Source organism: Pantoea sp. FN0307, from assembly GCF_050113815.1.
GTDB lineage: Bacteria > Pseudomonadota > Gammaproteobacteria > Enterobacterales > Enterobacteriaceae > Mixta > Mixta alhagi.
On record NZ_JBNJSO010000004.1, the window covers coordinates 371,531 to 397,169 of the forward strand.

At 54.5% G+C, this 25,639-nt stretch carries 22 protein-coding genes; 12 read left to right on the top strand and 10 right to left on the bottom strand.

Annotation, left to right across the window (positions count from 1 at the left end; all coding sequences use genetic code 11):
- Positions 1-5 precede the first annotated feature (5 nt).
- Together ACQE3Z_RS14405 and ACQE3Z_RS14410 are read right to left on the bottom strand one after the other, a co-directional pair.
- The gene (locus tag ACQE3Z_RS14405; RefSeq protein ID WP_426974304.1) at positions 6-1,508 is read right to left on the bottom strand and encodes a SulP family inorganic anion transporter; all 1,503 of its coding nucleotides are present in this window, start codon (positions 1,506-1,508) and stop codon (positions 6-8) included.
- Between the two features lie 222 nt (positions 1,509-1,730).
- Entirely contained in the window at positions 1,731-1,994 is a 264-nt protein-coding gene (locus ACQE3Z_RS14410) for a biofilm/acid-resistance regulator YmgB/AriR (RefSeq protein ID WP_426974305.1), read from the bottom strand.
- Positions 1,995-2,537: 543 nt separating this feature from the next.
- On the opposite strand from ACQE3Z_RS14410, the gene ACQE3Z_RS14415 reads away from it, so the two are divergent.
- The 5 genes from ACQE3Z_RS14415 to ACQE3Z_RS14435 all read left to right on the top strand — a co-directional run bounded on the left by ACQE3Z_RS14415 (position 2,538) and on the right by ACQE3Z_RS14435 (position 7,649).
- Positions 2,538-2,969 (top strand): MarR family winged helix-turn-helix transcriptional regulator, encoded by a 432-nt coding sequence (locus ACQE3Z_RS14415; protein WP_426974379.1) that lies wholly within the window; start codon positions 2,538-2,540, stop codon positions 2,967-2,969.
- 1 nt (position 2,970) lies between these two features.
- Entirely contained in the window at positions 2,971-4,656 is a 1,686-nt protein-coding gene (locus ACQE3Z_RS14420) for an MFS transporter (protein WP_426974306.1), read from the top strand.
- Entirely contained in the window at positions 4,653-5,741 is a 1,089-nt protein-coding gene (locus tag ACQE3Z_RS14425; RefSeq protein ID WP_426974307.1) for an HlyD family secretion protein, read from the top strand. Before ACQE3Z_RS14420 ends, ACQE3Z_RS14425 begins: the two co-directional genes overlap by 4 nt.
- The gene (locus ACQE3Z_RS14430; protein ID WP_426974380.1) at positions 5,741-7,114 is read left to right on the top strand and encodes an efflux transporter outer membrane subunit; all 1,374 of its coding nucleotides are present in this window, start codon (positions 5,741-5,743) and stop codon (positions 7,112-7,114) included. The genes ACQE3Z_RS14425 and ACQE3Z_RS14430 overlap by 1 nt, the downstream gene beginning before the upstream one ends.
- Positions 7,115-7,451: 337 nt before the next feature.
- A complete protein-coding gene (locus tag ACQE3Z_RS14435) occupies positions 7,452-7,649 on the top strand; it encodes a hypothetical protein (RefSeq protein WP_426974308.1) in 198 nt (65 codons plus the stop codon).
- Here the strand turns inward: ACQE3Z_RS14435 and ACQE3Z_RS14440 are convergent.
- The gene (locus ACQE3Z_RS14440) at positions 7,646-8,806 is read right to left on the bottom strand and encodes a beta-glucosidase (protein WP_426974309.1); all 1,161 of its coding nucleotides are present in this window, start codon (positions 8,804-8,806) and stop codon (positions 7,646-7,648) included. The genes ACQE3Z_RS14435 and ACQE3Z_RS14440 overlap by 4 nt on opposite strands.
- 105 nt (positions 8,807-8,911) lie before the next feature.
- Between ACQE3Z_RS14440 and ACQE3Z_RS14445 the strand changes: the two genes are divergently transcribed.
- Positions 8,912-9,463, top strand: coding sequence for an O-acetyl-ADP-ribose deacetylase (locus ACQE3Z_RS14445; protein WP_426974310.1), 552 nt, complete (start codon positions 8,912-8,914; stop codon positions 9,461-9,463).
- A 31-nt stretch (positions 9,464-9,494) separates the two neighbouring features.
- A complete protein-coding gene (locus ACQE3Z_RS14450) occupies positions 9,495-10,967 on the top strand; it encodes a phospholipase D-like domain-containing protein (protein ID WP_426974311.1) in 1,473 nt (490 codons plus the stop codon).
- 24 nt (positions 10,968-10,991) lie between these two features.
- Here ACQE3Z_RS14450 and mdoC read toward each other — a convergent pair whose 3' ends face one another.
- On the bottom strand, positions 10,992-12,113 hold the full coding sequence (mdoC, locus tag ACQE3Z_RS14455; protein ID WP_426974312.1) for a glucans biosynthesis protein MdoC: 1,122 nt from the start codon (positions 12,111-12,113) through the stop codon (positions 10,992-10,994).
- A gap of 269 nt (positions 12,114-12,382) precedes the next feature.
- Here mdoC and mdoG point away from each other — a divergent pair, with 269 nt between their 5' ends.
- The 3 genes from mdoG to ACQE3Z_RS14470 all read left to right on the top strand — a co-directional run bounded on the left by mdoG (position 12,383) and on the right by ACQE3Z_RS14470 (position 16,888).
- Positions 12,383-13,918 (top strand): glucans biosynthesis protein MdoG, encoded by a 1,536-nt coding sequence (gene mdoG / locus ACQE3Z_RS14460; protein WP_426974381.1) that lies wholly within the window; start codon positions 12,383-12,385, stop codon positions 13,916-13,918.
- Positions 13,911-16,475: a glucans biosynthesis glucosyltransferase MdoH gene (gene mdoH, locus ACQE3Z_RS14465; RefSeq protein ID WP_426974313.1), complete on the top strand. Its 2,565-nt coding sequence runs from the start codon at positions 13,911-13,913 to the stop codon at positions 16,473-16,475. The genes mdoG and mdoH overlap by 8 nt, the downstream gene beginning before the upstream one ends.
- Positions 16,476-16,648: 173 nt before the next feature.
- Positions 16,649-16,888, top strand: coding sequence for a YceK/YidQ family lipoprotein (locus ACQE3Z_RS14470; protein ID WP_085072143.1), 240 nt, complete (start codon positions 16,649-16,651; stop codon positions 16,886-16,888).
- A gap of 8 nt (positions 16,889-16,896) precedes the next feature.
- On the opposite strand, the gene ACQE3Z_RS14475 is transcribed toward ACQE3Z_RS14470, so the two are convergent.
- From ACQE3Z_RS14475 to ACQE3Z_RS14485, 3 genes are all read right to left on the bottom strand, one after another.
- Positions 16,897-17,298 carry a MysB family protein gene (locus ACQE3Z_RS14475; RefSeq protein WP_085072142.1) on the bottom strand — a complete coding sequence of 134 codons (402 nt, stop codon included), beginning with the start codon at positions 17,296-17,298 and terminating at the stop codon, positions 16,897-16,899.
- Positions 17,299-17,444: 146 nt separating this feature from the next.
- Positions 17,445-18,365 carry a Kdo(2)-lipid IV(A) acyltransferase gene (locus tag ACQE3Z_RS14480; protein WP_426974314.1) on the bottom strand — a complete coding sequence of 307 codons (921 nt, stop codon included), beginning with the start codon at positions 18,363-18,365 and terminating at the stop codon, positions 17,445-17,447.
- A gap of 134 nt (positions 18,366-18,499) precedes the next feature.
- The gene (locus tag ACQE3Z_RS14485) at positions 18,500-19,597 is read right to left on the bottom strand and encodes an NADH:flavin oxidoreductase/NADH oxidase (RefSeq protein ID WP_426974315.1); all 1,098 of its coding nucleotides are present in this window, start codon (positions 19,595-19,597) and stop codon (positions 18,500-18,502) included.
- A 208-nt stretch (positions 19,598-19,805) separates the two neighbouring features.
- Here ACQE3Z_RS14485 and ACQE3Z_RS14490 point away from each other — a divergent pair, with 208 nt between their 5' ends.
- Positions 19,806-20,864, top strand: a complete 1,059-nt coding sequence (locus tag ACQE3Z_RS14490; RefSeq protein WP_426974316.1) for a rhodanese-related sulfurtransferase — start codon at positions 19,806-19,808, stop codon at positions 20,862-20,864.
- 176 nt (positions 20,865-21,040) lie between these two features.
- Here the strand turns inward: ACQE3Z_RS14490 and ACQE3Z_RS14495 are convergent, their stop codons facing one another.
- A complete protein-coding gene (locus tag ACQE3Z_RS14495) occupies positions 21,041-21,616 on the bottom strand; it encodes a YceI family protein (RefSeq protein ID WP_426974382.1) in 576 nt (191 codons plus the stop codon).
- A gap of 4 nt (positions 21,617-21,620) precedes the next feature.
- Positions 21,621-22,196: a cytochrome b gene (locus ACQE3Z_RS14500; RefSeq protein ID WP_426974317.1), complete on the bottom strand. Its 576-nt coding sequence runs from the start codon at positions 22,194-22,196 to the stop codon at positions 21,621-21,623.
- Positions 22,197-22,966: 770 nt separating this feature from the next.
- Between ACQE3Z_RS14500 and proP the strand changes: the two genes are divergently transcribed.
- The gene (proP, locus tag ACQE3Z_RS14505; protein ID WP_426974318.1) at positions 22,967-24,427 is read left to right on the top strand and encodes a glycine betaine/L-proline transporter ProP; all 1,461 of its coding nucleotides are present in this window, start codon (positions 22,967-22,969) and stop codon (positions 24,425-24,427) included.
- A 95-nt stretch (positions 24,428-24,522) separates the two neighbouring features.
- Here proP and solA read toward each other — a convergent pair whose 3' ends face one another.
- A complete protein-coding gene (gene solA / locus ACQE3Z_RS14510; RefSeq protein ID WP_426974319.1) occupies positions 24,523-25,638 on the bottom strand; it encodes an N-methyl-L-tryptophan oxidase in 1,116 nt (371 codons plus the stop codon).
- Position 25,639: the final 1 nt, after the last annotated feature.

Genomic DNA, 25,639 nt, shown 5'->3' on the forward strand with positions numbered 1-25,639 from the left:
TTGGGTTATAGCGTGCCGCTCAGACGACGATGAAAATCGCTGCTGCGCGTATCCAGCCCAACGATTTTTACCCGCGCATCATAGCGCTGGTAGCGGTTTTCAATCGCATCAAGCGCCGCCACGCTGGAGGCATCCCAAATCTGCGCATGTGTTAAATCAATGGTGACATCCTGCGGGTCGTGCGCATAGTCGAAATGCTCAAACAGGTCGTTGCTGCTGCCAAAAAACAGCGGGCCGCGCACCACATAGCGCACCGATTCACCGTCGGCGCTGAGCTGCCGCTCCGCATGGATAACGTGCGCGACGCGACGGGCAAACAGCAAAATAGCGAAAACAACGCCGCCAACCACGCCTATGGCCAGGTTACCGGTCCAGACGGTCATGACAACTGTCAGCACCATGATTGCCGTTTCCGACAGGGGAATGCGTTTCAGAGTAGCGGGCTGCAGGCTGTGCCAGTTAATGGTTTTCAGCGCAACGATCATCATAATGCCCGCCAGCACCACCATTGGGATCTGCGCCATCAGCGCGCTGAGTCCGGTGACCAGCAGCAGCAGAACCAGAGCGGCTGCCACAGTAGAGATACGTGTGCGCGCCTTGCCTAATTCCACATTAACGATGGTCTGGCCAATCATGGCGCAGCCGGCAATGCCGCCGTAAAAGCCTGCAAAGATATTGCCGATACCCAGTCCCCAACATTCACGACGTTTGCTGGATGGCGTATCGGTAAGATCGTCAACCAGTTTCGCCGTCAACAAGGATTCCATAATGCCTACCAGCGCAATGCTCAGCGCCGTCGGCCAGACAATTTGCAGCGTCGCCAGATTAAGCGGCACGGCCAGCTGATTCAGTCCTGGCAGACCAGCCTGCATCGGACCTTCATCGCCAACGTTTGGTACATGCAGTCCACAGTAAACGGCAATGGCGGTAATCACCACGATCGCGACCAGCGGGGAAGGGACACTCTTTAATACGCGCGGCAGCAACAGCACGATAATCAGCGTCAGGGCAAACAGCAGCCACACCGGCAGCGACTGACCCCAAACGTGCGGTACCTGAGCAAAGAAAATGAGTACGCCCAGCGCGTTAACAAAGCCCAGCATCACCGAACGGGGAATATAGCGCATCATTCGCGCCAGCCCGGCGATTCCGAACAGGATCTGTATTACGCCGCCCATCAGCACGGCGGGCATAATGTATTCCACGCCGTGCGCACGCACCATCGGGCCAATGACCAGCGCAACCGAACCGGCGGCGGCGGTCACCATTGCCGGACGACCGCCCAGCAGAGACAGCGTAAGCGCCAGCACCACCGAGGCAATCAGGCTGACCTTAGGATCAACGCCGGCAATCACGGAAAATGAGATAACTTCAGGAATCAACGCCAGCGCGGTAATTACGCCAGCCAGGCATTCGCGCGTGAATAATTTGGGCGAGCGTAACACGCGGGCAACGGTTAGCTCGCTGGCGGCATGCTTTTCAGCGTTCGCCTCGGAAGAGGTGGTCATAATAATGCAGGCTCTTATTGTCTTAATGTCAGATGCAGCAGTGTGCATCATGGATCTGAAAGGTTTGAGTTGCCCATACAGGGCAAGAGGCGCATGTTACCTGTAATTGTCTGTTGATACCAGTTTCAGACCGGATTTCCCTCTGCAGGAAAGTGCCGGTCTGAGACGCAATGACATCACTACTCTGGCCGCTTTAACTGGCGATATAGCCAACTAAAGAGGTTAATAACCGATAATATCGTCTTCCGTTTTGTTAACCACCAGCTCCAGAACACGACGATAAACATCCAACATAACCACATCGCTTTCCAGCTCAAGACGCTGGATAAGGCGTGAGATAATCGCTTTATTGGTTACGGGCTGTCCTGCCTGCAGAATCTCAGCCACGACGGCACCCAGAACTTCGCCTTCGTTAACGGCGCCCTGCTCCTGCAGGTTAAAATAGTCGGTAATATCCTTGTCGGTTTGCGAGGTAGTCGTCTGCATGTTCGTCCTCTTTAACGCGGCTGGTAGCGCGTCAAGGCTTAAGGGATCGGTCAGAAATGACCGGGTTCTAATGTTTATGGTCAAAAACCAATGATGTCGTGAGCAGAATGCAATACATCCTTCAGGCGAAAAAAAACCTCTGAAGGTGGAAATCCGAGTTAAACACCTTCAGAGGCGACGCAAATGCATCATTCGTTACAGAGCATGATTTAGCTCAGCGAAGGTAAAGCTATACAAAAAAAGCAAAGCTGTACAAACAATGATTAAACAAAAAGTGCTATTGCTTAATAATCAAATAATTAAAAAGATAAATAATTATACAAAAGCTATACAAAATCGCGATAAAAACGTTTCGCTTGTAACATTTATTCTAAAGGTAACTTTAAAACCAGGCTGTAGGCAGTGAATGGGCGTTTTTTGCCGTTCTCGGGAATGCCATTTTTTGCACCATAATAAGCCGGCAAGATTCTTCACAACCCCTTTCTCCAGCGCCTATACTTACCAATGGTTATATACATAGAAGTCTAATCATTAGGTGCCTATATTTTGGATTCCTCTCAGCGCTTTCCTCGTCTGCTGCAGCTCACGGCGCACGCCTGGCGACTGGCTATCGACCGCCGACTAAAAGAGAGCGGCCTCAGCATGAATAGCTGGCTGGCTATTGCCACGCTGGCCAGTGAAAGTGAACCCATGACGCAGAAAGCGCTGGCGCAGGTGCTGGGGCTGGAAGAGGCCAGCATGGTGCCGCTAATCGACCGGCTGGTGGCGCAACGGCTGATAGAGCGTCTGCAGCCAGAAGAAGATCGACGTAAGCGCCTGCTTATTGTCACTGCCGAAGGCTGGGCGGTTTTTGAAAAAGTCAAAGTAGAAGCAGATCGTTTACGCGGCGAGCTGTTAACGGATATCGATCGCGACGAGTTAGCGATAGCCCAGCGTGTACTGCAGCAATTGCTGGATAAGACAGGAACGCTCTGACGTGGCGAAATCGAATCCTTATGCTCCGCGCCAGTGGCAGCCACATGAAAAGCCAATGCTGCCTGGTTCACCTTCAACACCGATTCATCCCACCAAAAAACGTATCGCTTTTGGGCTGGTTGGCCTGCTGATTACCCTGACGGGCGCGCTGAGCAATGCGCTGGTAACGGCTAATCTGACCAACCTTCAGGGCACCTTTGGCGCTTATTCTAACGAGATCGCCTGGCTCCCGGCGGTTTACGTAATGGGAAATATCTCTATTAACCTGCTGCTGGTGAAGTTTCGCCAGCAGTTTGGCCTGCGTATCTTTACCGAAGCTTTTTTGCTGCTGTATGTGCTGGTGGCCTTTTTTCACCTGTTCGTTAACGATCTCAGCTCGGCGATTATTGTCCGTACCGCGCACGGTATGGTGGCGGCCGCGCTAAGTTCTCTGGGCATTTACTATCAGATTCAGGCGTGGCCGGCAAAGCATCGCCTTAAGGCGTTAGCGATCGGCATCAGCGCCTCACAGTTGGCCATTCCACTGGCACGGCTATTCTCTTCTGAGCTGCTGCAACTGGAGGAGTGGCGCGGGCTTTATCTGTTTGAGCTGGGGCTGGCGATGGTGGCGCTGGGGTGCGTACTGATGCTGAAGCTGCCGCCAAGCGATCGCAGCAAGGTGTTTGAAAAAATGGATTTCGTCACCTTCATTTTAATGGCACCGGGGATGGCGCTGCTGTGTGGTGTGCTGTCACTGGGACGCATCGAATGGTGGTTCAGTACGCCGTGGCTCGGTATCTGCCTGGCACTGGCTGTGGTACTGATCATCAGCGCGGTGGTGGTAGAGCATAACCGTAAAAATCCGCTGATCAATACGCGCTGGCTGGGCAGCGGAGCCATTATCCGGTTGGGTATCGTAATGATCATGATGCGCGTGGTGCTGGCGGAACAGAACAGCGGAGCCATCGGCTTTTTGCAGCAGGTTGGCCTGCAGAACGATCAGCTGCGTGGCCTGGCGCTGGCGATTATTGCTGGCGTGGTGCTGGGGATCACTGCCAGCGCGCTGACCTTGAAACCTGCACACTTTAGCTGGCCGATCGTCACCTCATTGCTGATCATGATGATTGCGTCATTTATGGACAGCCACTCTAATCCGCTGACGCGGCCGCACAATATGTATTTCAGCCAGTTTCTGCTGGGCTTCAGCAGCGCTTTCTTTATGGCGCCTGCCATGTTACTGGGCATCGGCAGCGTGGTAACTCAGCCGAAAAACCTGGTGAGCTTCGTGGTGCTGTTCGGCATGAGTCAGAATTTAGGCGGTTTGATTGGCGCTGCCATGCTCGGCACCTTTCAGGTATGGCGGGAAAAATATCACTCCAGTCTGCTGGGTGACCAGCTTTCACTGCTCGATCCCAACGTAACCGAGCGTCTTAGTCAGTACAGCGCGCTGTTTAATAGCCAGCTGGGCGACAGTGCACTACTTAGCGCGCAGGCGGTAGCGCAGTTGCAAAGCGTCTCCACGCTGCAGGCCAACGTACTGGCATGGAACGATACCTATTTACTGACCGCCGGGATGGCCTTTTGTACCCTGGTCTGGGTGCTTTATCGCCTGACGCGCCAGCGTATTATCACCCGACGTCAGCAGCAGCGTGAGGCCGCCGCTGCTCAATCAATTTCGGCAACATCAGCCAGCATGGAGAAACAATGAGCCAGCAGGAAGAAGTCAAAGCCGCCGAGCGCGAGCGTAATAATAAATTTCGGATCCTCTCCATTGCCGTTGGCAGCGGTATAGCTCTGGTTGGCGTACTGGTTATCCTTTACGCCTGGCAGCTATGGCCCTTTACCAGCGCGGTGCAGAGCACGGAAAATGCCTATGTACGAGGGCAGATCACCTTTATCAGCCCGCAGGTCAGTGGCTATATCACCGCCGTTAATGTGCAGGATCTACAGCCGGTTCATAAGGGTGACGTGCTGATGACCATTGACGATCGTATCTATCGTCAGCGGGTTGAACAGGCGAAAGCGCAGCTGGCGATGAAGCAGGCGGCGTTAGCCAATAATCAGCAGCAGCGGCTCAGCGCCGAAGCGGTGATCGTACGTAACCAGGCGGCGCTGGAAAATGCCCGTGCACAGGCGGCAAAAAGCGGCTTCGATTTAAAACGCGTGGAAAACCTGGTGGCAGACGGCTCGTTGTCAATTCGTGAGCGTGACGCGGCGCGTGCGGCGAATAGCGCGGCGGTAACCGCCGTGCAGCAGGCGAAGGCGACGCTGGAAGTGTCACGTCAGGATCGGCAAACGGTAATCGTTAACCGCGCCTCGCTGGAGGCGGATGTCGCCAATGCGCAGGCGACGTTACAGCTGGCACAGATCGATTTAGACAACACGCGCATTATTGCGCCGGAAGAGGGGCAGCTGGGGCAGATCTCAGTGCGGCGCGGCGCCTATGTCTCTGCGGGTACGCGGCTCACGTCGCTGGTGCCGGCGAAAAAATGGGTGATCGCCAACATGAAAGAGACGCAGATGACGCACGTACGCCCCGGTTTGCCGGTTACCTTTACCGTGGATGCTTTGAACGGCGCTGAGTTTCACGGCGTGGTGGAATTTATCTCTCCGGCTGCAGGCTCGGAGTTCAGCGCAATCTCACCGGATAACGCGACCGGCAACTTTGTGAAAATAGCGCAGCGTATTCCGGTACGTATCAGGATCACGGATGATACGCAGGCGCGGCTGCGTCCCGGGATGTCGGTAGAGGTGAATATCGACACCTCCGGCGCAGAGGAGCCACGGTCATGATGCGCTGGAAACCGCAGGCGCTGGCGCTAATGATCCCATTGTTAATCGGCTGTGCCCGTGACGTTGACAAGGCACCGTCGTCGTTGCCGATCCCGCCGCAGTGGCGTTATCAGGTGGGGCCGTCCGCCGCGCCGGAAGCGAACTGGTGGCGAACCTTTGCCGATTCCAATCTGAACCGGCTGGTGGAACAGGCCCTGCGCAATAATCCCGATATTCTGACCGCCCGTTCGCGCGTGGATCAGTATCGGGCGCAACTGCGCGCCGCCGCCGGAGATAATTTTCCCACGCTGGATGTCGGCGTAGGCGCAACGCGTGCGCGCTCGCTGTCGGCCGTTACCGGGCAACCGCGCGAGGGCAACGTTTATCAGGGATTGCTGCAGGCAAACTATGACGTGGATCTGTGGGGATCGCGCAGTAGCAGTATCAATGCCGCTCGTGCGTCGCTGGCGGCGCAGCAGGCCGCTGCGGCTGCGGCTGAACTGACCATCGCCACCTCGGTCGCCTCCGGCTATATTTCCTTGCTGGCGCTGGACGAGCAGCTGCGCGTGACCCAGGCGACGCTGGCAACGCGAGAAAACTCGCTCAATCTGGCGCAGCGTCAGTTCGCCGCAGGTTATACCTCGCGGCTGGAGTGGATGCAGGCAGCATCGGAATATCAGGCGGCCAAAGCGCAAATTCCCCAGCTTGAACATCAAATCCATCAGCAGGAAAACGCGCTGAGTATTTTAGTTGGCATGAATCCGCGTCGCATTGCTCGCCAGTCAAACTTTACGCAGGTGATGCCGCAGCGGTTACCGTCGCTGTTACCATCAGAGTTGCTGCAGCGTCGACCAGATATTGTTCAGGCCCAGCGGCTGCTGCTGGCGGCGGACCAGACGCTGGTCTCTTCTCAGGCCCAATTGCTGCCCTCGCTTAATCTGACTGCCTCTGGCACCCTGCAATCCTCGGTGCTGCATCAACTGGTGGATAATCCGTTCCGTCTGTGGAGCATTGGCGGCAGCGTGCTGGCACCCTTGCTGAATCGGGAGGCGCTAACGGCACAGGTAGATGTTTCGATGGCATCGCGCAATCAGGCGCTGTACGGCTATGAGAAAGTAGTGCGAAACGCTTTTAGTGAAGTAAATGATGCGCTGGATGCGATTCAGCAGACCCAGGCGCAGCTGCAGGAGGTAGAAAAGCAGCAGGAGATCGCCGCCGACACGCTACGTATTGCCCGCAACCGCTATCAAAACGGCTACGCTTCCTATCTTGACGAGCTGGATGCACAGCGTACGCTATTCAGCGCGCAGCTGAACGTGGTTCAGTTGAAAAGCAATCTGCTACTGGCGCAAATCGATCTTTATCGGGCGTTGGGCGGCGGCTGGCAACCTTAAGAGCCTGCTTAGCGCGCCGGAACGCTAAGATTCGGCGCGCTAAGCAGGCGGTTACGATTTCAATCAGCCGTGCTACACTGTAAAACCGCATGGCAGAAACAGAGCGGTATCTTGTTTATCGATGATGTCCGCTGTGATGATGACAAAAAATGAATGAAATTTTGCCGCCTGAGCCTCCAGAAAGAGATGAACTGCCGCAACTCGACGATGCGCAATTTGCCATTGTAGTCCTGTTATTAACCTCTTTTACTCTGATATTCTTTGTTCTCATTGTGACCCTATGGATGTCATAATTGCACACTGCAAAAGATCCGATGGTTAAATAAGGAGATCAGTGATGGAGAACCGTGACGATAAACTTATCGCGTTAATTGGTTTACTCGCTGCCAGTCTGATCGGCATCGTGGTTATCTTTACCACGACCTGGCTGACCGACATTCGTCGTCCCTCATCCGACGCGTTTGAAGTGCAGACCTGCACCATGCCGCCTGCAGAACCCGCCGCTCAGCCCGCCGAAGCTTCCCCGACGCCTTAACCTTTTGCACGATTTTGTAATTTGATTTGCTGGCTGCGTAACGCCAGCGCCAGCGGCTCATAGAGCGTGCGGCTGCCATTGGGATCGGGCAGGCCAAACAGCGGGCCGGGCGAGCGACGGTCGTCTGCCCAGGCCGGATACTCCACTATCGGATAGAGGGAAATGCCTTCCACGGCCACTCCCTGTTCCAGCGCCAGTTCCACTTCATCAGCAACAATGTTCAGCCAGTTGGCCCGTGCTTCGCCTTCCGCACCGGTTTCCGCTAACAGCATTGGGCGCTGATAACGTTGCCAGACCTCCTCAAGCAGCAGATGCAGCGGACGCCAGGCGGCGTGCGTTGCGTTTAAAGGCGAACCGTTACTGAACCACTGATTATCGGGATAGTAGTTCAGACCGATAATATCCAGCGTCTCCGGGCTGCCGCCCAGCTCCGGGCATTGCTTGCCGCATAGCATATCCCAGGCGTCAAACTGTGAAAGGTGCTGACGCTGCGCCTCTTCACGCGCCGCCGCGCTGTGGTCAACGGGTGCAACATGCACCAGCGGATCCGTCAGAACAAAGCGCGCCTGCGGATAGATCTCGCGTATCGCGGCGATCGCCGCCAGGCTGGCGCGCACCAGCTGTTTCTTCAGGGCCGGGCCGCGTCCGCTGGCGTAGGGGTTAAGCCAGGCCACTTCCGCGCCCGCCCACGACCAAAAGGAGATCTGATTGATCGGGGTGAAAAAGGGTTGCTCAATACCCTCGTTGCGCATCACTTCCGCCATGGCGCGGGCAAAACGGGCGAAGGCATCAACAAAGCCGGATGACCAGATATCGAGATGATCCGGATAACCAAAGTGCGCCACTTCCCAGATCACCTGAATTCCGTGCTGGTTGGCGGCATGCACCATCGGCAGAAAAGAGGACCAGTCATATTCGCCAGGCGTTTTTTCGATCAGGTACCAGCGTGCGCCGTCGCGTGCGGTCAGCAAACGGTGCTCCACCAGCGCGGCATAATCTTTATGGATCAGCATATCGTGGCCGCTGCTGATAATCATATCCAGACGTTTACCCTCTCTGCGGCAGGCGGTTGAGCAGGGGAAGCTGCCCTGAAAAAAGCTGTGGAACAGAGACGGCTGGTGGCGCTGCGATGGCACGGTTGATGAGGTAACTCGCATGCGGTTCTTCTCCTGTAAAAAAGGCAGGCGCGGAACGTTTCGCTAAGTCTAGACTAAATGGCATCCCCGACCCGATTTTCACCATTGATATTGCGAGGAGAAAACATGCATAGCCGGCTACGTATTATTCAGGGCGATATTACGCGTCAGCAGGTAGACGTGATTGTTAACGCTGCAAACAGCAGCTTACTGGGCGGCGGCGGGGTTGACGGCGCAATTCATCGCGCAGCGGGACCGGCGTTGTTGGCCGAGTGTCGCCAGCTGGCAGCGAGTCGGGGCGGCTGCCCGACCGGAGAGGCGGTGCTGACCGGAGCCGGCAACTTACCGGCGCGTGCAGTGATTCATACCGTGGGCCCGGTCTGGCGTGGTGGTGGCCAGGGCGAAGCGGAGCTGCTGGCCAGCGCCTATAATAATAGTTTGCAGCTGGCTGCAGAGCATCGCTTCGCTACCATCGCCTTTCCCGCCATCAGCACCGGCATTTATGGCTACCCGAAAGCGGCGGCGGCGGCGATCGCCTTGCGAACAATTAGCCAGTTTTTGCAGCAGCACGACTATCCTCAGCAGGTCTGGGTGGTCTGTTTTGACGAAGAAAGTTATCGTCTTTATCGCCAGCATTCAGAACAGGTCGATGACGGTGGAGCTGCGGCCGGTGAATAATAACAATCAGGTTTAGAAAAAAGGAAAAATAATGGCTGAAGCGCTTTACCCGCAGGATAACGTGACGCCTGCAGACAGCCGTACCCGCCTCGCCAGGGCAGTTAAACCCCGTACCGTTCAACATCCACAGCACAGCGGTATCCATTCATTGAGCAACGGACTGGATGCCTTCGCCGCCCGTTATCAGCTGTTATCGATGGCGGAAGAACGCATCGATATTCAGTACTATATCTGGCAAAACGATATGTCCGGGCGGCTGCTGTTCAGCGCGCTGCTGGAGGCCGCTGACCGGGGCGTCCAGGTCCGTTTGCTGCTGGATGACAACAACACCATGGGACTGGACAAAACGCTGAGCGAATTGAATCGTCATCCCAATATCGAGATCCGCTTGTTTAATCCGTTCTCGTTTCGCACTCTGCGGGCGCTGGGTTATCTTAGCGACTTTGCCCGCCTGAACCGACGCATGCACAACAAAAGCCTGACCGTTGATGACATGGTTACCATTGTCGGCGGGCGTAATATTGGTGATGAATACTTTGGCGCAGGCAAACAGCCGCTGTTTTCCGATCTTGATGTTATGGCGATCGGGCCAGTGGTGGAAGAGGTGGCGGCTGACTTTGAACGCTACTGGCAAAGCAAGGCGGTGACCGCTTTTTCCGCAGTGGTGGATGAGGCGCCGGACGATTCCCGCGCGGAGGTGACGCTCCCAGAGGCCTGGCGTGACAGCGAACAGGTGCAGCGCTATATGCAGCGCCTGCAGTCATGCGGCTATATGTCGCAGCTGGACAGCGGCGAATTAAAGATGACCTGGGCACCGGCGCGTCTGTTGAGCGACGACCCGCGTAAAGGGCTGGGCAAAGCGCGGCGCGCCACGCTGCTGCCGCAGCGGATGATCGAAATCATTGGTCGCCCGCAACACCAGTTCGATATTATTTCCGCCTATTTTGTTCCGACGCGCGCGGGCGTCGCGCAGCTGCTGGCGCTGGTGCGCAGCGGCGTTAAAATCGCTATCCTCACCAACTCGCTGGCGGCTAACGATGTATCGGTGGTGCATGCCGGCTACGCCAAATGGCGTAAAAAGCTGCTGCGTCATGGTGTTAAACTGTATGAACTAAAGCCGCAGGCCGATAGCGAAGAGAAGCCGCACGATCGCGGACTTACCGGCAACTCCGGTTCCAGCCTGCATGCCAAAACCTTCAGCGTCGATAACCAGAAGGTGTTTATCGGCTCCTTTAACTTCGATCCGCGTTCGGCAGTGCTGAATACCGAAATGGGGCTGCTGATCGAGAGCGAAACGCTGGCCAGCAATATTCATCAGCGATTTGTCGAGGAGATGCGCGAGCGCGCCTGGACGCTGCGGCTGGATAAATGGGGACGGGTTAACTGGGTGGAATATGAAGGTGAACCGGAGGAAATCGTGCATAAGCATGAGCCGAAAACCCGCTTTTACCAGCGCCTGCTGGTGCGCCTGGTCTGGCGTCTGCCGGTAGAGTGGTTGCTATAGCGGGCATCCATGCCCGTCTGTAACTCAGGGGCGGGCTTTTCGCCCGGAAAACAGGAAACGCAGCAGCGGAATGCGCAGATGAATTTCATACAGCACAAAGGCGATGCCGAAGACAAACAACAGGCCAGCAATAAAACCCAGCGCATTATTATGAATATGCGGCGTAATAAAGATGCCGTACAGTAGCGTCAGCGGATGATGCACCAGATAAATAAACAGAGAAGCATTTACCAGCCAGGTAATACGCGCCGAATGGGCATTCAGGAAGCGATGCCCAAAGGAAAATACTACGTTGACCATCCACAGACCCATCAGCATTGACACCACCGCATCGATTTCATACATCCAGCCTTCGCCGCTGCTGTAGCGCTGGTTGGCCATATAGGCGAAGAATGCCAGCGCCGAGCCGATCAGCGTCCACGGATTAAAGCGCACAAAGCGCGCCTTCAGCGCCGGATTGCGCCAGGCCAGCGCGCCAAGCCAGAAGAAAGGCAGATAAAACAGGGTTTGCATAATGGCAAAGTTGAAAAGCCCATCGGTCAGCAGCGCAGGCTGAAAGATAAAAATCAGACGGCGAAAAGCGCCCCAGCACAGGCTGTAAAACAGCACGGCCAGAGTAAGTATCAGCCAGCCGGGCGCGGTGGTCTGGTTTTGCTCCGCCGCATGCAGGCGGCGAAACAGCACCAGCCCCAGCGAGGTGAAAATAACCAGCACCAGCAGAAACCACAGGTGGGAGGTGAGCTCCCAGACCAGGGTGTTATATTTTTCATACGCGGAAAACTGCGGCCAGCCGGTGATCTTACCCGTCCACTCTTTCAGTATAAAAAACTGGGGCAGGGTAATTAGCGGAATGGCGCTGAGCATCGGAATGCCAACGCGTTCCACGCGCACTTTCCACCATTCGCGCGGGGCATAACGCAACCAGAGCATAAAAGAAAAGTAACCAGATATGACGAAAAACACCTGCATGCGGAAAGCATGAATAAAGTCATTGAACACGGTTAACCACAGCGACGGTTCCGCGCTGTTAACAGACCACTGGTGGCTGGAATAAATAAGTGAAACATGAAAAGGAACGCCAAGAAGCATCAGCCAGGCGCGAATAGAATCAAAAAAATATTCACGCTGATGAGATTTAGTACGCATAGTTATCCAGTTTTAGTACGTTTTATATACCGGCTCGCCCTGAACGTGACAAAAGTAAGCGCTTTACTTTACCGGAACGGGAATCCATATAATATCAGCCGATTCTGTAACAGACGATCAACGCAGAGAAAAGCCCTGAGAGCAGAGAATACAGGAACAAAACGGCGGGTATACTGTCGGAAAACCGAATAATCCATTAATATGGATGGGATTGATTTAAGCACACGAAAGGGGGGGATGTGCTGATTACTAACAAAAATAAATCGGGACTGAAAAAAACGCGCTGGGTCAGTGCGGCAGTTCTGTTTGCCTTGTATACCAACACCGGTTGGGCTTTTAGCATTGATGATGTCGCCAAAGAGGCAAAGTCGTTAGCGGGAAAAAGTTTTGAAGCGCCGAAGAGCAATTTGCCCTCTCAGTTTCGTGACATGAAATATGCTGACTATCAACAGATTCAGTTTAATCACGATAAAGCCTATTGGCATAAACTGAAAACGCCATTCAAGCTGGAGTTTTATCATCAGGGCATGTATTTCGATACCCCGGTAAAACTGCATGAAGTCACCGCCAACACGGTACGGGAAATCAAATACAGCCCGGAAAATTTTAATTTTGGCAATGTTCAGCACGATCCGGAAACCATTAAGAACCTGGGTTTTGCAGGTTTTAAAGTGCTTTATCCGTTAAACGCCAAAGATAAAGATGACGAAATCACCAGTTTCCTCGGTGCCAGCTATTTCCGCGTGATTGGCGGCGGCCAGGTTTATGGCCTCTCGTCGCGTGGGCTGGCGATCGATACCGCGCTGCCTTCTGGTGAAGAGTTCCCACGTTTTCGCGAATTCTGGATTGAACGTCCGAAACCGCAGGATAAACAGCTGGTAATCTATGCGCTGCTGGATTCTCCGCGTGCTACCGGTGCTTACCGCTTTGTACTGCGTCCAGGTAAAGACACCAATGTGGATGTGCAGTCAAAAGTCTATCTGCGCGACAAAGTGGGCAAGCTGGGCGTTGCGCCGCTGACCAGCATGTTCCTCTATGGTCCGAATCAGCCTTCTCCGATAGTCAACTATCGTCCTTCTCTGCATGATTCCAACGGTCTGTCAATTCATGCCGGTAACGGCGAATGGATCTGGCGTCCGCTGAACAATCCGAAACATCTGGCGGTGAGCACTTTTACCGTGGAAAGCCCGAAAGGTTTTGGCCTGCTACAACGCGGACGCGAGTTCAATCAGTATCAGGATCTCGACGATCGTTACGATCTGCGCCCAAGCGGCTGGATCGAGCCGCAGGGCGACTGGGGTAAAGGTCGCGTAGAGCTGGTTGAGATCCCAACAGCGGATGAAACCAACGATAATATCGTTGCCTTCTGGACGCCGGAGAATCTGCCGGAGCCGGGCAAGGAAATGAACTTTAAATATCGTTTGCATTTTACCCGTGATGAAGACCAGCTGCATTCGCCAGATACCGCATGGGTGAAAAACACGCTGCGTTCTACCGGCGATGTAAAACAGTCAAACCTGGTGCGCCAGCCAGACGGCACCCTCGCTTTTGTGGTGGACTTTGTCGGTCAGGATATGAGTGCGATGCCGGATAACACGCCGGTTACGCCTCAGGTTAGCATCGGCAATAACGGTGAGATTGTTGAACAGAGCGTGCGCTATAACCCGGTGAACAAAGGCTGGCGTTTAATGCTGCGCATTCGCGTTAAAGACAATAAGCAGCCGACCGAAATGCGTGCCGCACTGGTTAACGGTGATAAAACGCTGACGGAAACATGGAGCTATCAGTTGCCTGCCAATGAATAAATCAATCCTAACTCCCGCTGACTATATCGACGCGCTGCCGCTGTCGCCGGACGGCAAAGCGGCGCTGGCGACAAATCTGCCCGCTCCGGAGGCGGGCGGTGAGGTTTACAGCACACTGCATCAGCAGCTGGGCCAGAATGGCCCGGCCGAAGCGCGAGCCGACGACGCGCCGCTGAGCTCGGTAAAGTCACGTATTGAAATGAGCTGGCCGGACTCGCTGGATGAGGGCAAACAGTTCAGCGAGGATTATCTCGGACGTACCACGCTGAAGGCGATGCCGCCGGTAAAGCGTTCGCTGATGTTCCCGGAAGCCTGGCGGACTAACCCGCTGGCGCGCGCCTGGGATTCGCTGCGCGGACGCAAATCCACCCCGCGCTACGCCTCGGCGGAAGAACAGCGTCAGGAAGACAAATGGCGTCACGTCGGCTCCATTCGTCGTTATATTCTGTTGATCCTGACGATTTTCCAGACGGTGATCGCCACCTGGTATATGAAGACCATTCTGCCTTACCAGGGCTGGGCGCTGATCGACCCAATGGATATGCTCAACCAGAACTGGCAGCAATCGCTGCTGCAACTGCTGCCTTATGTGTTGCAGACCGGGATTCTGTTCCTGTTCGCCATTCTGTTCTGTTGGGTCTCCGCCGGTTTCTGGACGGCGCTGATGGGCTTTCTGCAGCTGCTGATTGGCCGCGATAAGTACAGTATCTCGTATACGCTTACCGGTAATGAGCCGATCGATCCCACTCATCGCACCGCGTTGATTATGCCAATCTGTAACGAAGACGTGGAACGCGTCTTTGCCGGTTTGCGCGCCACCTGGGAATCGGTCGTGCGCAGCGGAGAGAGTCAGCATTTTGATGTCTATATTCTTAGCGACAGCTATGATGCGGATATCGCCGTGGCGGAACAGAAAGCCTGGATGGAGCTGGTTCGTGACGTGGGCGGGGCAGGGAAGATCTTTTATCGCCGCCGCCGCCGCCGCGTGAAGCGTAAAAGCGGCAACATCGATGACTTCTGCCGCCGCTGGGGCAGCCAGTACAGCTATATGGTGGTGCTGGATGCGGATAGCGTAATGAGCGGTGAATGTCTGACCGGCCTGGTACGCATGATGGAAGCGAACCCGAATGCCGGTATCATCCAGTCTTCACCAAAGGCATCCGGGATGGATACGCTCTATGCGCGTTGCCAGCAGTTTGCCACACGCGTTTACGGGCCGCTGTTTACCGCCGGACTGCACTTCTGGCAGCTGGGCGAGTCGCACTATTGGGGACATAACGCCATTATCCGCGTGAAGCCCTTTATCGAGCACTGTGCGCTGGCACCGCTGCCGGGCGAAGGCTCGTTTGCCGGGTCGATTCTCTCCCATGACTTTGTCGAGGCTGCGCTAATGCGTCGCGCCGGCTGGGGCGTGTGGATTGCCTACGATCTGCCTGGCTCGTATGAAGAGCTGCCGCCTAACCTGCTGGATGAGCTGAAGCGTGACCGTCGCTGGTGTCACGGCAACCTGATGAACTTCAGGCTGTTCCTGGTTAAAGGCATGCACCCGGTGCACCGCGCGGTGTTCCTGACCGGCGTGATGTCTTATCTTTCCGCGCCGCTGTGGTTCCTGTTCCTCGCGCTCTCTACTGCCTTGCAGGTGGTGCATACGCTGATGGAGCCGCAGTACTTCCTGCAACCGCGCCAGCTCTTCCCGGTGTGGCCGCAGTGGCGTCCGGAGCTGGCTATTGCGCTGTTCTCTACCACGCTGGTGCTGCTGTTCCTGCCGAAGCTGCTGAGCGTAGTGCTGATCTGGTTTAAAGGCGCGAAAGGCTATGGCGGCGCGCTGCGTCTGCTGGCCTCAATGCTGCTGGAAATGCTGTTCTCGGTGTTGCTGGCGCCGGTGCGTATGCTGTTCCATACGGTATTTGTGGTCAGCGCCTTCCTGGGTTGGGAAGTGGTGTGGAACTCACCGCAGCGTGACGATGATGCTACGCCCTGGAGCGAAGCGTTCCGTCGTCATGGTTCACAGATGCTGCTGGGTATCGTCTGGGCGGTGGGCATGGGCTGGCTGGATCTGAACTTCCTCTGGTGGCTGTCGCCGATTGTGTTCTCGCTGATCCTGTCGCCGTTTGTGTCGGTAATTTCCAGCCGCACCAGCAATGGACTGGCGACCCGCCGCGCGAAGCTGTTCCTGATCCCGGAAGAGTATGCGCCGCCGAAAGAGCTGGTAGATACCGATACCTATCTGCAGCTGAACCGCGAACGTGCGCTGAAGCAGGGCTTTATGCATGCGCTGTTTCATCCGTCGTTTAACGCGCTGGCGACCGCGCTGGCGACCTCGCGTCACCTGAAAAGCGATCTGCTGGACTATGCGCGCGACCGTCGGGTAGAGCATGCCTTAAGCGATGCGCCGTCGAAGCTGAGTCGCGATGAGCGCCTGGCGCTGATTAGCGATCCGGTAACGCTGGCGCGCCTGCATTATCGTCTGTGGCAGGATGCAGAAAAGTACCATGAGTGGCAGGACTACTACCGTACGCTGCAGCTGAATCCGCTGGCGCTAACGCCTGCGAAATAAGCGGGATGCCTGGCCTGTTTTGCGGGCCAGCGCAGCCATAGTGTGATGAGCATATTGCAAGAGCGGCCTTCGGGCCGCTTTTTTATTCCCGGCTGGCAGTAGGCTATTTTTAAACAGAGGGCGGACAAACGCCGGACAGCCAATATCAGGCCGACTCAAAGAGAGGTAAAGGATTGAAAAAAGGATTACGTAGCGCAGCATTGCTGACGCTGGTGTTGCTGTTAACCGGCTGCGGCAGCATTATCAGCCGCACCGTACCCGGACAGGGGCACGGCAATCAATATTATCCTGGCGTACAGTGGGACGTGCGCGACACGCCGTGGCGTTTTCTCACCATTCTCGACGTGCCGCTGTCGGCCCTGCTGGATACGCTGCTGTTACCGGTCGATGCGCAGCACGGGCCCTATGAATAAAAACAGGGTTACCAGCGGTCTGATTCGTTATTGCTGCCGCTGTCTTCCCATTCCTGGGCTACCGCTTCGCCTTCTTCGGTATCCAGCGGCGCTTCCAGCTGGAATTCACCTTCATCCCATTCGTGCAGCGTGTTTTCCGGCATCCATTCCTGGCGCAGCTCCACCTCATCGAAGTCACCCTCGAAAATAGCCTGCGCAGCTTCACCGGTGCGGAGAGGCAGCAACTCGCCGTCATCGCTTTCATCAGCGAGAAACTCCGCCTGCCACATGATTTCGCCATCCTGCATCACATATTTTTGCAGATTGAATTGCCCTACTGAAACCTCATCTTCATCCAGCTCTGGGTTATTCGCCAGGAACTCTTCACGGGCGCTATCGATAGCTTCTTCCAGTGTGCTAAACATGCTCATTAGTCTCTCCTAATCTCCTCAAGGATGGTTTCAGGAAAGAATAGACGAAGTTTCAGCACTCATAGCGTCAGCGCTAAAAAAACTGTCTGGATGAGCGGAAATCAGACCCTTCCGCTCCGTAGCGGAACGAAAGGGAAAAGAAGGGGTTAGTAAAGTTTCTCTTTGCCAGGCGGACGCGTTTTAAAACGACGGTGCAGCCACATATACTGCTCCGGGGCCATCAGTACCGCTTCCTCAACGATCTGGTTCATCCGCCTTGCGGTGGCTTCCTCGTTATCGGTCGGCACATCTTTCACGTCAGGCAAGACGATCAGCTCATAACCTTTACCGTGCGGCAGACGACGCGGCAGGAAAGGGATCACGGCGGGTTTCGCGGTGCGGATCAGCATATAGCTGCCTTTAGTCGAGGCGGCATCCGGCACAGCGAAAAAGGGAACAAAGACGCTGCTTTTGGGGCCGTAATCATGATCGGGCGCATACCAGATGATCTCGCCCGCCTTCAGCGCACGGATCATGCCTTTGAGATCTTTACGATCGATCATGCTCTTGTTTGAGCGCATCCGGCCCCAGGTTTGCAGCCAGTCGATCAGCGGGTTGTCATTCGGCCGATAAACGCCGATGCCGGGGTTCAGCAAGCCGAACATGCGTGCGCCCAGCTCCAGGGAAAGAAAATGCATCCCGATCAGCAGAATACCTTTCTGCTCGCGCTTTGCCTGCTGAATATGCTCATCACCGATACCGGTAAACCATTTCCGCACCCGCCAGTCCGGCCAGAACCAGGCGATGCCGGTCTCCAGAAAACCCATGCCGACCGACTCAAAATTGCGCTTCAGCAGCGCATCGCGCTCGGCGGGCGGCATTTGAGGAAAGCAGAGCTCAATGTTACGTTGGGCGATCGCCGCGCGTCGTTTCATCACGCGCATCGAAAGACGACCTAAACCACAACCGAGATGGTAAAGCACCGGGTAGGGCAACAACACCACCAAATAAAGCAGGCCAATACCAAGCCAGAGGAACCAGTAACGCGGATGAAGCAGATCGCGTGAAAATTGAGGCAACTGAGTCATGTTCTTCCAGTTATTCGTTGCGGCGGGTAAAAAACGCCGCAGTGTCCAATTTGAAGGGTGTATTGTGCCACTTTTTTACTTATTGCTGAAACCAGGATGTCCGGCAGCGCATTCACTGCGCTGCCGGAAAGCATTTAAAGATTAAACAACCCTTTCACTTCGTGCGGCTCGCAGCGCCAGTATTGAGGCGGCGCCTGCACTTTTTCGCCCAGTTCGGCGGCGGCGTGCCACGGCCAGCGTGGATCGTAAAGCATGGCGCGGGCCAGGGCGACAGCATCGGCTTCACCGTTGACCAGCACCGCTTCCGCCTGCTGCGGTTCGGTAATCAATCCTACGGCAATCACCGGCATGGTGGTCAGGGCTGCTTTAATTCCTGCGGCGAAAGGCACCTGATAGTTCGGGCCAACGCTGATCTGCTGCTGGGGCGACAGACCGCCGCTGGAAACATGAATATAGTCACAGCCGGCAGCTTCCAGCGCCTTGCTCAGCGCAATGGATTGCGCTTCATCCCAGCCGCCTTCTACCCAGTCAGAGGCGGAAATACGCACACCAACCGCCTTATCACGCGGGAAGACACGGCGCACCTCATCAAAAATTTCCAGCACCAGGCGCATGCGATTTTCCAGTGAACCACCATATTCATCGTCACGCTGGTTGGATAAAGGTGAAAGGAACTGATGCAGCAGATAACCATGCGCGGCATGGATTTCTACCAGCTCAAAGCCCAGCCGATCGGCGCGAATGGCACTGTCGATAAAGGCCTGTTTGATCTCGTCGATGCGGGCTTTTGTCAGCGCCAGTGGGGTGCCGTCTTTTTCGCTGTAGGGCAGTGCTGAAGGGGCGGAGGTTTGCCAGCCGCCCTGCTGCGGCGTTAAAAAGCCGCCGCCGCGCCAGGGAACGTCGCAGGAGGCCTTGCGCCCGGCGTGGCCCAGCTGGATCCCCAGCGGCATGGTTGCATGGCGTTTTACATCATTGATGGTTTCCGCCAGCGCCTGCTCCGTTTCATCATTCCACAGGCCGAGATCCTGCGGCGTAATGCGCCCGGCGGGTTCAATGGCGGTGGCTTCGATAATCAGCAGTCCGGCGCCGGAGAGGGATAAATGTCCCAGATGAATGCGATGCCAGGGTGTCGCTTTGCCCTGTTCTGCCGAATACTGACACATCGGCGCAATGATAATACGATTGCTGAGCGATAATTTGCCCAACTGCAGCGGCGTAAAAAGCTGACTCATGTTTTTCTCCATCTGTTATCACCTGAGTGATAGTAAGGTCGCTAATGGTATAACACGGCTTATCTCAATTGGCAGAGCGGTTAATTGTCAGTATGTGCGGTAAGGAGGGATCGTCAAATGTGGAAAAAATGCTGCAAAGCTTTGCTTCACTGTTAAATCAGGTATGATGTCGCCCGCAAAAAAGAGCTCACTACCGGGAAAGAACACCATGCCAGTGTTACATAACCTTGTTTCAAACAAAGAGCTGAAAGCGCGCATGCTGGCCGAAACCGAGCCGCGCACTACAGTCTCTTTTTATAAATATTTTCATATCGCCGATCCCAAAGCGTTTCGTGATGCGCTTTATCTTGCGCTGACCGAGCTGAAAGTTTTTGGACGTATCTACGTGGCCCATGAAGGGATCAACGCGCAGGTCAGCGTGCCGGCCAGCCTCTATGCGCGCATGCAGCAAACGCTATACGGCTTTGATCCGGCGCTGAATAATCTGCGCATGAATATCGCGCTGGATGATGACGGCAAATCGTTCTGGGTGCTGCGGCTGAAGGTGCGCGATCGCATCGTCGCTGACGGCATTGAGGATGAAAGTTTCGATGCCAGTCAGGTGGGTGCGTATCTGAAAGCGGATGAAGTCAACGCTATGCTGGATGATCCCGATGCGGTGTTTGTCGATATGCGCAACCACTATGAATATGAAGTGGGGCATTTTGACAAGGCGCTGGAAATTCCTGCCGATACTTTCCGCGATCAGCTGCCGATGGCGGTAGAGATGCTGCAGGATAAGAAAGACAAAAAGATTGTTATGTACTGCACCGGCGGGATCCGCTGTGAAAAAGCCAGCGCCTGGATGCTGCATAACGGTTTCGAACAGGTTTATCACGTTGAAGGCGGCATTATTGAATATGCGCGCCGTGCGCGCGAGCAGGGCCTGCCGGTGCGTTTCAAAGGCAAAAACTTTGTCTTTGACGAACGCATGGGCGAACGCATTTCAGATGATGTGATTGCTCATTGCCATCAGTGCGGCGCGCCGTGCGATACGCACGTTAACTGCGTGAACGATGGTTGCCATCTGCTGTTTATTCAGTGCCCATCCTGCGCCGAGAAGTTTCAGCATTGCTGCAGCCCGATGTGCATGGAAGAAGCGGCCTTGCCGCCAGAAGAGCAGCGCGCTCGTCGCGCCGGACGTGAAACCAGCAACAAGATCTTTAATAAATCGCGCGGCCTGTTAACTGCCACGCTGACGATCCCGGCACCGACCGATAACAAATAACCGCTGCCTGGAAGAAGGGAAAACACTCTCGATCAGGGAAATTGCAAAAAAATGCTCGGGGGAGATCGTAAAGGTTAATATGCGCCCGCGCCATCCCAGGCCGCGGGACGCTTACTCTTCTGCCGAGACACCCCCGCGCCTTGAGTTTAGCGTTAGCCTGTTAGAGTCTGTATGGCCTACTTCTGGCGCACGCCTTCCACGGAGATGATCAGCTCAACCTCCTGCGAGGCCGGACCAAGGTCTTTAGTGATATTAAAATCCTTCAGTGCCAGTTTGCCTTCCGCCTCAAAGCCAGCCCGGTAGCCGCCCCAGGGATCGTCGCCCTGGCCCAGCAGTTTCGCTTCCAGCGTAATCGGTTTGGTTACGCCGTTCAGCGTCAGATTGCCGGTAATATCCAGTTCGTCGCCATCCTTTTTCACGCCGGTAGAAACAAAGGTTGCCTGCGGGAATTTGCTGACGTTGAGAAAATCGGCGCTGCGCAGATGCTTATCGCGTTCAGCATGGTTGGTATCAACGCTGCTGGTATTAATCGTTACGTTTACTTTATCAGCCGCAGGGTTTTTCTCATCAAAGTTAAAGCCGCCGTCAAAATCCTTAAAGGTGCCGTACAGCCAGCTGTAGCCTAAGTGCTTAATGCGGAACTGAATAAAGGCGTGCTGCCCCTCTTTATCAATTTTATATTCCGCCGCGGTGGCAGCCTGAGCACCCAGCAGCAGCGTAGCTGCGGTCAGCGCGCAAAGCGTTTTTTTCAACATATTATTTCTCCGTTTTAACAGATGAAGTGATGCGGTAGCCCAGCATGCGTTTCAGGGTAATATCGCGATCGATAAAGTGATGCTTTAATGCAGCCAGTCCGTGCAGCAGTGATATAACCACTACCAGCCAGGCCAGCCACAGGTGAATATCGCCCGCCAGATCGGCCTGCGCGCCGTAGCCGCTAAAGGTAGCCGGAACAGGCAACACGCCGAAGACGTCGATGGGTTTGCCTTCTGCAGTTGATATCAGATAGCCGCTGATAAAAATGGCAAACAGCAATAAATAGAGCAACAGGTGGACCGCTACGGCAGAATAGCGCACCAGCGGAGAGTAGCTGGCGAGCGGAGCAGGGGGCGGAGAAACAAAGCGCCAGATCACCCGTAAAATCATGACGGCAAACAGCACCATGCCGATGCTTTTATGCAGTTCCGGCGCCTTATGATACCAGGTGTCGTAGTAGCCCAGCGAAACCATCCACAAACCCAGCGCGAACATGCCGTACACGGCCAGTGCCACCAGCCAGTGGAGCAATAAGCTAAAATGACCATATCCGTCGCCGCTATTTTTCCATGCCATTGCCATATCTCTGCTCAATGTTTTGACATGAGACTGTACAAGCTGAAACAGAAAATCAACAAAAAAGCGCTGACTACTCTGCCTTTTTAATTTTTTTCAAATTAATTGATTGTTTAAAGGTGGTTATTATCAGTTTTATCGCCTGAAAAGGCGGTGGCCTTAGCAAAATGATTTTTTCAGCGAGAGATTGGGGAAGCGTTCTGGCACTAAAACAAGCATAACGTTAGTAAAATAATGTGTAAGCCAGCCTGTCGGTCAGCCAGGTAATAACCATGAAAAAAGGCGTCTGTTAAGAATAATAATTTCAATAAATTTGAATCAAATATCGACTTTTGTTGGTATTTAGTCAGTTTTTGTCAATGCGGCGACTGCGTTTAGCAGGTGCCTGTGCGCAGCATGGAGATAAAAATTAACTTTTTTATAATATCTGGTCGGTCACTCGGTTTTGCCGTTTTTATACGGCGCTGAGCTGAAAATCCCTTCTGTTTTTATGGTCATATCCATTCTGTTTTTATGGTCATAAAAACTATTATCTGGCGAAAGTATGAGATCCCGTACCAACTTAAGCACTACTGGTAGTTTAATATTTCATCAAATTTGCATTTTGCCTTTACAATCGATAAAGTAAATCTGTGTCAATAAACGTGATGCAGCTCTCATTCTTTTGAGTGTATTCATGCTGCGTTATAGCTTTCCTTACCATCAGCCGCTGCTGGCTATGAAAGCTATGGTGCTGCCTACCGTCATCGCGTAATCCGTGAGGAAACGATATGAACGTCGCTACAGGCTCATCTAAAAAACATTTCTGGCAGAAAAAAAGCCAACAAGAACTTACCGTCGATGATATTACCATTGTCGATAATGCCATGCTGAAACGCGCTGTGGGCGCAGCCGCGCTCGGCAACGCCATGGAGTGGTTTGACTTTGGCGTATACAGCTATCTGGCTGTTACCATTGGTAAAGTGTTCTTCCCCGGCGGCAGTCCGGCCGCACAGCTGATTGCCACCTTTGGCGCTTTCGCCGCCGCTTTTCTGGTGCGTCCCATTGGCGGGCTCTTTTTCGGCCCGCTGGGCGATCGTATTGGTCGGCAAAAAGTCCTGGCCATCACCATGATCATGATGGCAATCGGAACCTTTTGTATTGGACTGATCCCCGGCTATAACAGCATCGGTATTGCTGCACCGTTACTGCTGCTGCTGGCGCGACTGGTGCAAGGTTTTTCCACCGGCGGTGAATATGGCGGCGCGGCGACCTTTATTGCTGAATACTCAACCGACAAACGTCGCGGCTTTATGGGAAGCTGGCTGGAATTCGGCACGCTGGGCGGGTATCTGTTGGGCGCGGGGCTGGTCACCGCGCTGACGGCGCTGCTCTCTGCCGATCAGCTACTTATCTGGGGCTGGCGTATTCCTTTCTTCATTGCTGCACCGCTGGGACTGTTTGGCCTTTATATTCGTCTGAAGCTGGAAGAGACACCGGCGTTTCAGAAGCATGTGGAAAAACAGGAAGCGCTGGAACACAGCAAACCACGGCTAACCCTGTGGCAAATGCTGCGTAAATATCGGGCACAGATGCTGAAATGTATTGGTCTGGTACTGCTGTTTAATGTCTCCAACTATATGCTGACCTCTTATATGCCCAGCTATCTCACCGGCGTGCTGGGTCTGAGCGAGCTAAGCGGCCTGATGCTGGTGCTGGTGGTAATGTTTGTTATGATGCCGCTCACGCTGTTCTGGGGGCACTGGAACGATCGCCTGGGACGTCGTCCGGTGATTGCGCTGGGCGCGGTGGGGCTGCTGGTATTCTCCATTCCCTGCCTGATGCTGGTGGCGACCGGCAACCTGGTATTTGTTTTCATTGGCCTGATGATCCTTGGCGTGCTGCATAGCTGCTTTAGCGGCACCATGCCTTCGGCGCTGCCAGCGCTGTTTGCCACCGATGTGCGCTATAGTGCGTTGGCTATCGGTTTTAATATTTCCGTATCGCTGTTTGGCGGCACCACGCCGCTGATGACCGCCTGGCTGGTGGATAAATTCCAGAATCTGCTGATGCCAGCTTATTACCTGATGGGAGCGGGGGTTATCGGCTTGATTACCGTATTCTTTATGCGCGAAACGGCGCGTAAGCCGCTGCATGGTTCAGCGCCGGCGGTGGGTTCAGAAGCGGAAGCGGTAAAACTGGTGAAAAAACTCAAGCTGCGTCGCCAAAAAGAGAACAGGGCGATGCAATAATTAGCGGCAAAGCCGAACGGGGAATATTAAACAATCAAAGCGATAATAATTATCGCAGAAATAATAAGGCACAATTTTATTGTGCCTTTACTGTTTTATTTAAAACGGGACAAAGAAAACGGCGATAAATCAAATTCACATGATTTATTGCTGGCAAAGGCGCTGGCTATTTCACCTAATACGCTGGCGAATTTAAAACCGTGGCCGCTGAGCCCGGTTATTATCATGCGATTATTATCTTCCGGCAGCGTATCGATAATAAAATCTTCGTCGGGAGAATTATCATAAGCGCAGGCGGCACCGTGCAAACAAACCCCTACGCCTGGCAAGAAGCGGCGGAGGAAATTAAAAACCTCGTTGCCATCGCTGGCATAAGCGCCAAAAGGTTTGCGATCCTGTGCGCTCTGCATTGGCTGACCACCATCATGTCGGCCTATTTTTAGCTCGTTATTATCTGCGGGAAAGCCGTAATACTGGCTGCCATCGGCCATTTCCACGGTGAAGCCGGGAAACTTATTATTTTCGCTGTAGCGCCCGTCGGCCTGATACCAGGCAAACACTTTGCGTACTGGCGTAACCGGTACATCAGGACAGAACTGCTTAACGGCGGTGCCGACGCTGAGTAACAGTTTGCGGCCATAGTAGTCGCCGTCAGCCGTGGTCACGCGCTGCAGCTCATCTTCGCGGGCGAGGGCGGATACCCCACAGTTAAACAGCTGAGCGCAGCCCGCTTCGCGCGCCAGGCGAATCCAGCTGCGAATCGCCACCTCTGATTTCAGATAGCCGGAGCGCGGTTCAAAAACGCCTGTGTAGCCTTCCGGTATCGCAATATCTGGCCAGCGTTGGCGTATCTGCTCTGGCGATAATACTTCAATCTCCAGCTGAAACTGGCGTGCGCTTTCTATCACGTTGTTAATAAACGGCGAGCCGGCAGGAGAAAGGTTAATGATGCCGCTGCGGTGCATAATCCGTTCACCGCTCTGCTGCTCCAGCTCATCCCACAATTGCTGAGCGCGCAAAACCAGTGGAACATAGCGAGCGCCCTCGCCATAGGCGTGACGAATCAGACGCGTCGCGCCGTGGTGGCTGCCTTCCTGATGGGGCGGGTGCGCGCTGTCAATCATCAGCACCTTGAGCCCGGCACGCGTCGCGTACCAGCCTGCAGCGGCCCCGACGGAACCACTGCCAATAACGATAAGATCATAAACCATT

Coding starts and splice junctions, on each gene's coding strand:
- ACQE3Z_RS14405 (WP_426974304.1), bottom strand. CDS start 1,508: ATGACCACCTCTTCCGAGGCGAACGCTGAAAAGCATGCCGCCAGCGAG.
- ACQE3Z_RS14410 (WP_426974305.1), bottom strand. CDS start 1,994: ATGCAGACGACTACCTCGCAAACCGACAAGGATATTACCGACTATTTT.
- ACQE3Z_RS14425 (WP_426974307.1), top strand. CDS start 4,653: ATGAGCCAGCAGGAAGAAGTCAAAGCCGCCGAGCGCGAGCGTAATAAT.
- ACQE3Z_RS14430 (WP_426974380.1), top strand. CDS start 5,741: ATGCGCTGGAAACCGCAGGCGCTGGCGCTAATGATCCCATTGTTAATC.
- ACQE3Z_RS14435 (WP_426974308.1), top strand. CDS start 7,452: ATGGAGAACCGTGACGATAAACTTATCGCGTTAATTGGTTTACTCGCT.
- ACQE3Z_RS14440 (WP_426974309.1), bottom strand. CDS start 8,806: ATGCGAGTTACCTCATCAACCGTGCCATCGCAGCGCCACCAGCCGTCT.
- ACQE3Z_RS14445 (WP_426974310.1), top strand. CDS start 8,912: ATGCATAGCCGGCTACGTATTATTCAGGGCGATATTACGCGTCAGCAG.
- ACQE3Z_RS14450 (WP_426974311.1), top strand. CDS start 9,495: ATGGCTGAAGCGCTTTACCCGCAGGATAACGTGACGCCTGCAGACAGC.
- mdoC (WP_426974312.1), bottom strand. CDS start 12,113: ATGCGTACTAAATCTCATCAGCGTGAATATTTTTTTGATTCTATTCGC.
- mdoH (WP_426974313.1), top strand. CDS start 13,911: ATGAATAAATCAATCCTAACTCCCGCTGACTATATCGACGCGCTGCCG.
- ACQE3Z_RS14475 (WP_085072142.1), bottom strand. CDS start 17,298: ATGAGCATGTTTAGCACACTGGAAGAAGCTATCGATAGCGCCCGTGAA.
- ACQE3Z_RS14480 (WP_426974314.1), bottom strand. CDS start 18,365: ATGACTCAGTTGCCTCAATTTTCACGCGATCTGCTTCATCCGCGTTAC.
- ACQE3Z_RS14485 (WP_426974315.1), bottom strand. CDS start 19,597: ATGAGTCAGCTTTTTACGCCGCTGCAGTTGGGCAAATTATCGCTCAGC.
- ACQE3Z_RS14490 (WP_426974316.1), top strand. CDS start 19,806: ATGCCAGTGTTACATAACCTTGTTTCAAACAAAGAGCTGAAAGCGCGC.
- ACQE3Z_RS14500 (WP_426974317.1), bottom strand. CDS start 22,196: ATGGCATGGAAAAATAGCGGCGACGGATATGGTCATTTTAGCTTATTG.
- proP (WP_426974318.1), top strand. CDS start 22,967: ATGAACGTCGCTACAGGCTCATCTAAAAAACATTTCTGGCAGAAAAAA.
- solA (WP_426974319.1), bottom strand. CDS start 25,638: ATGGTTTATGATCTTATCGTTATTGGCAGTGGTTCCGTCGGGGCCGCT.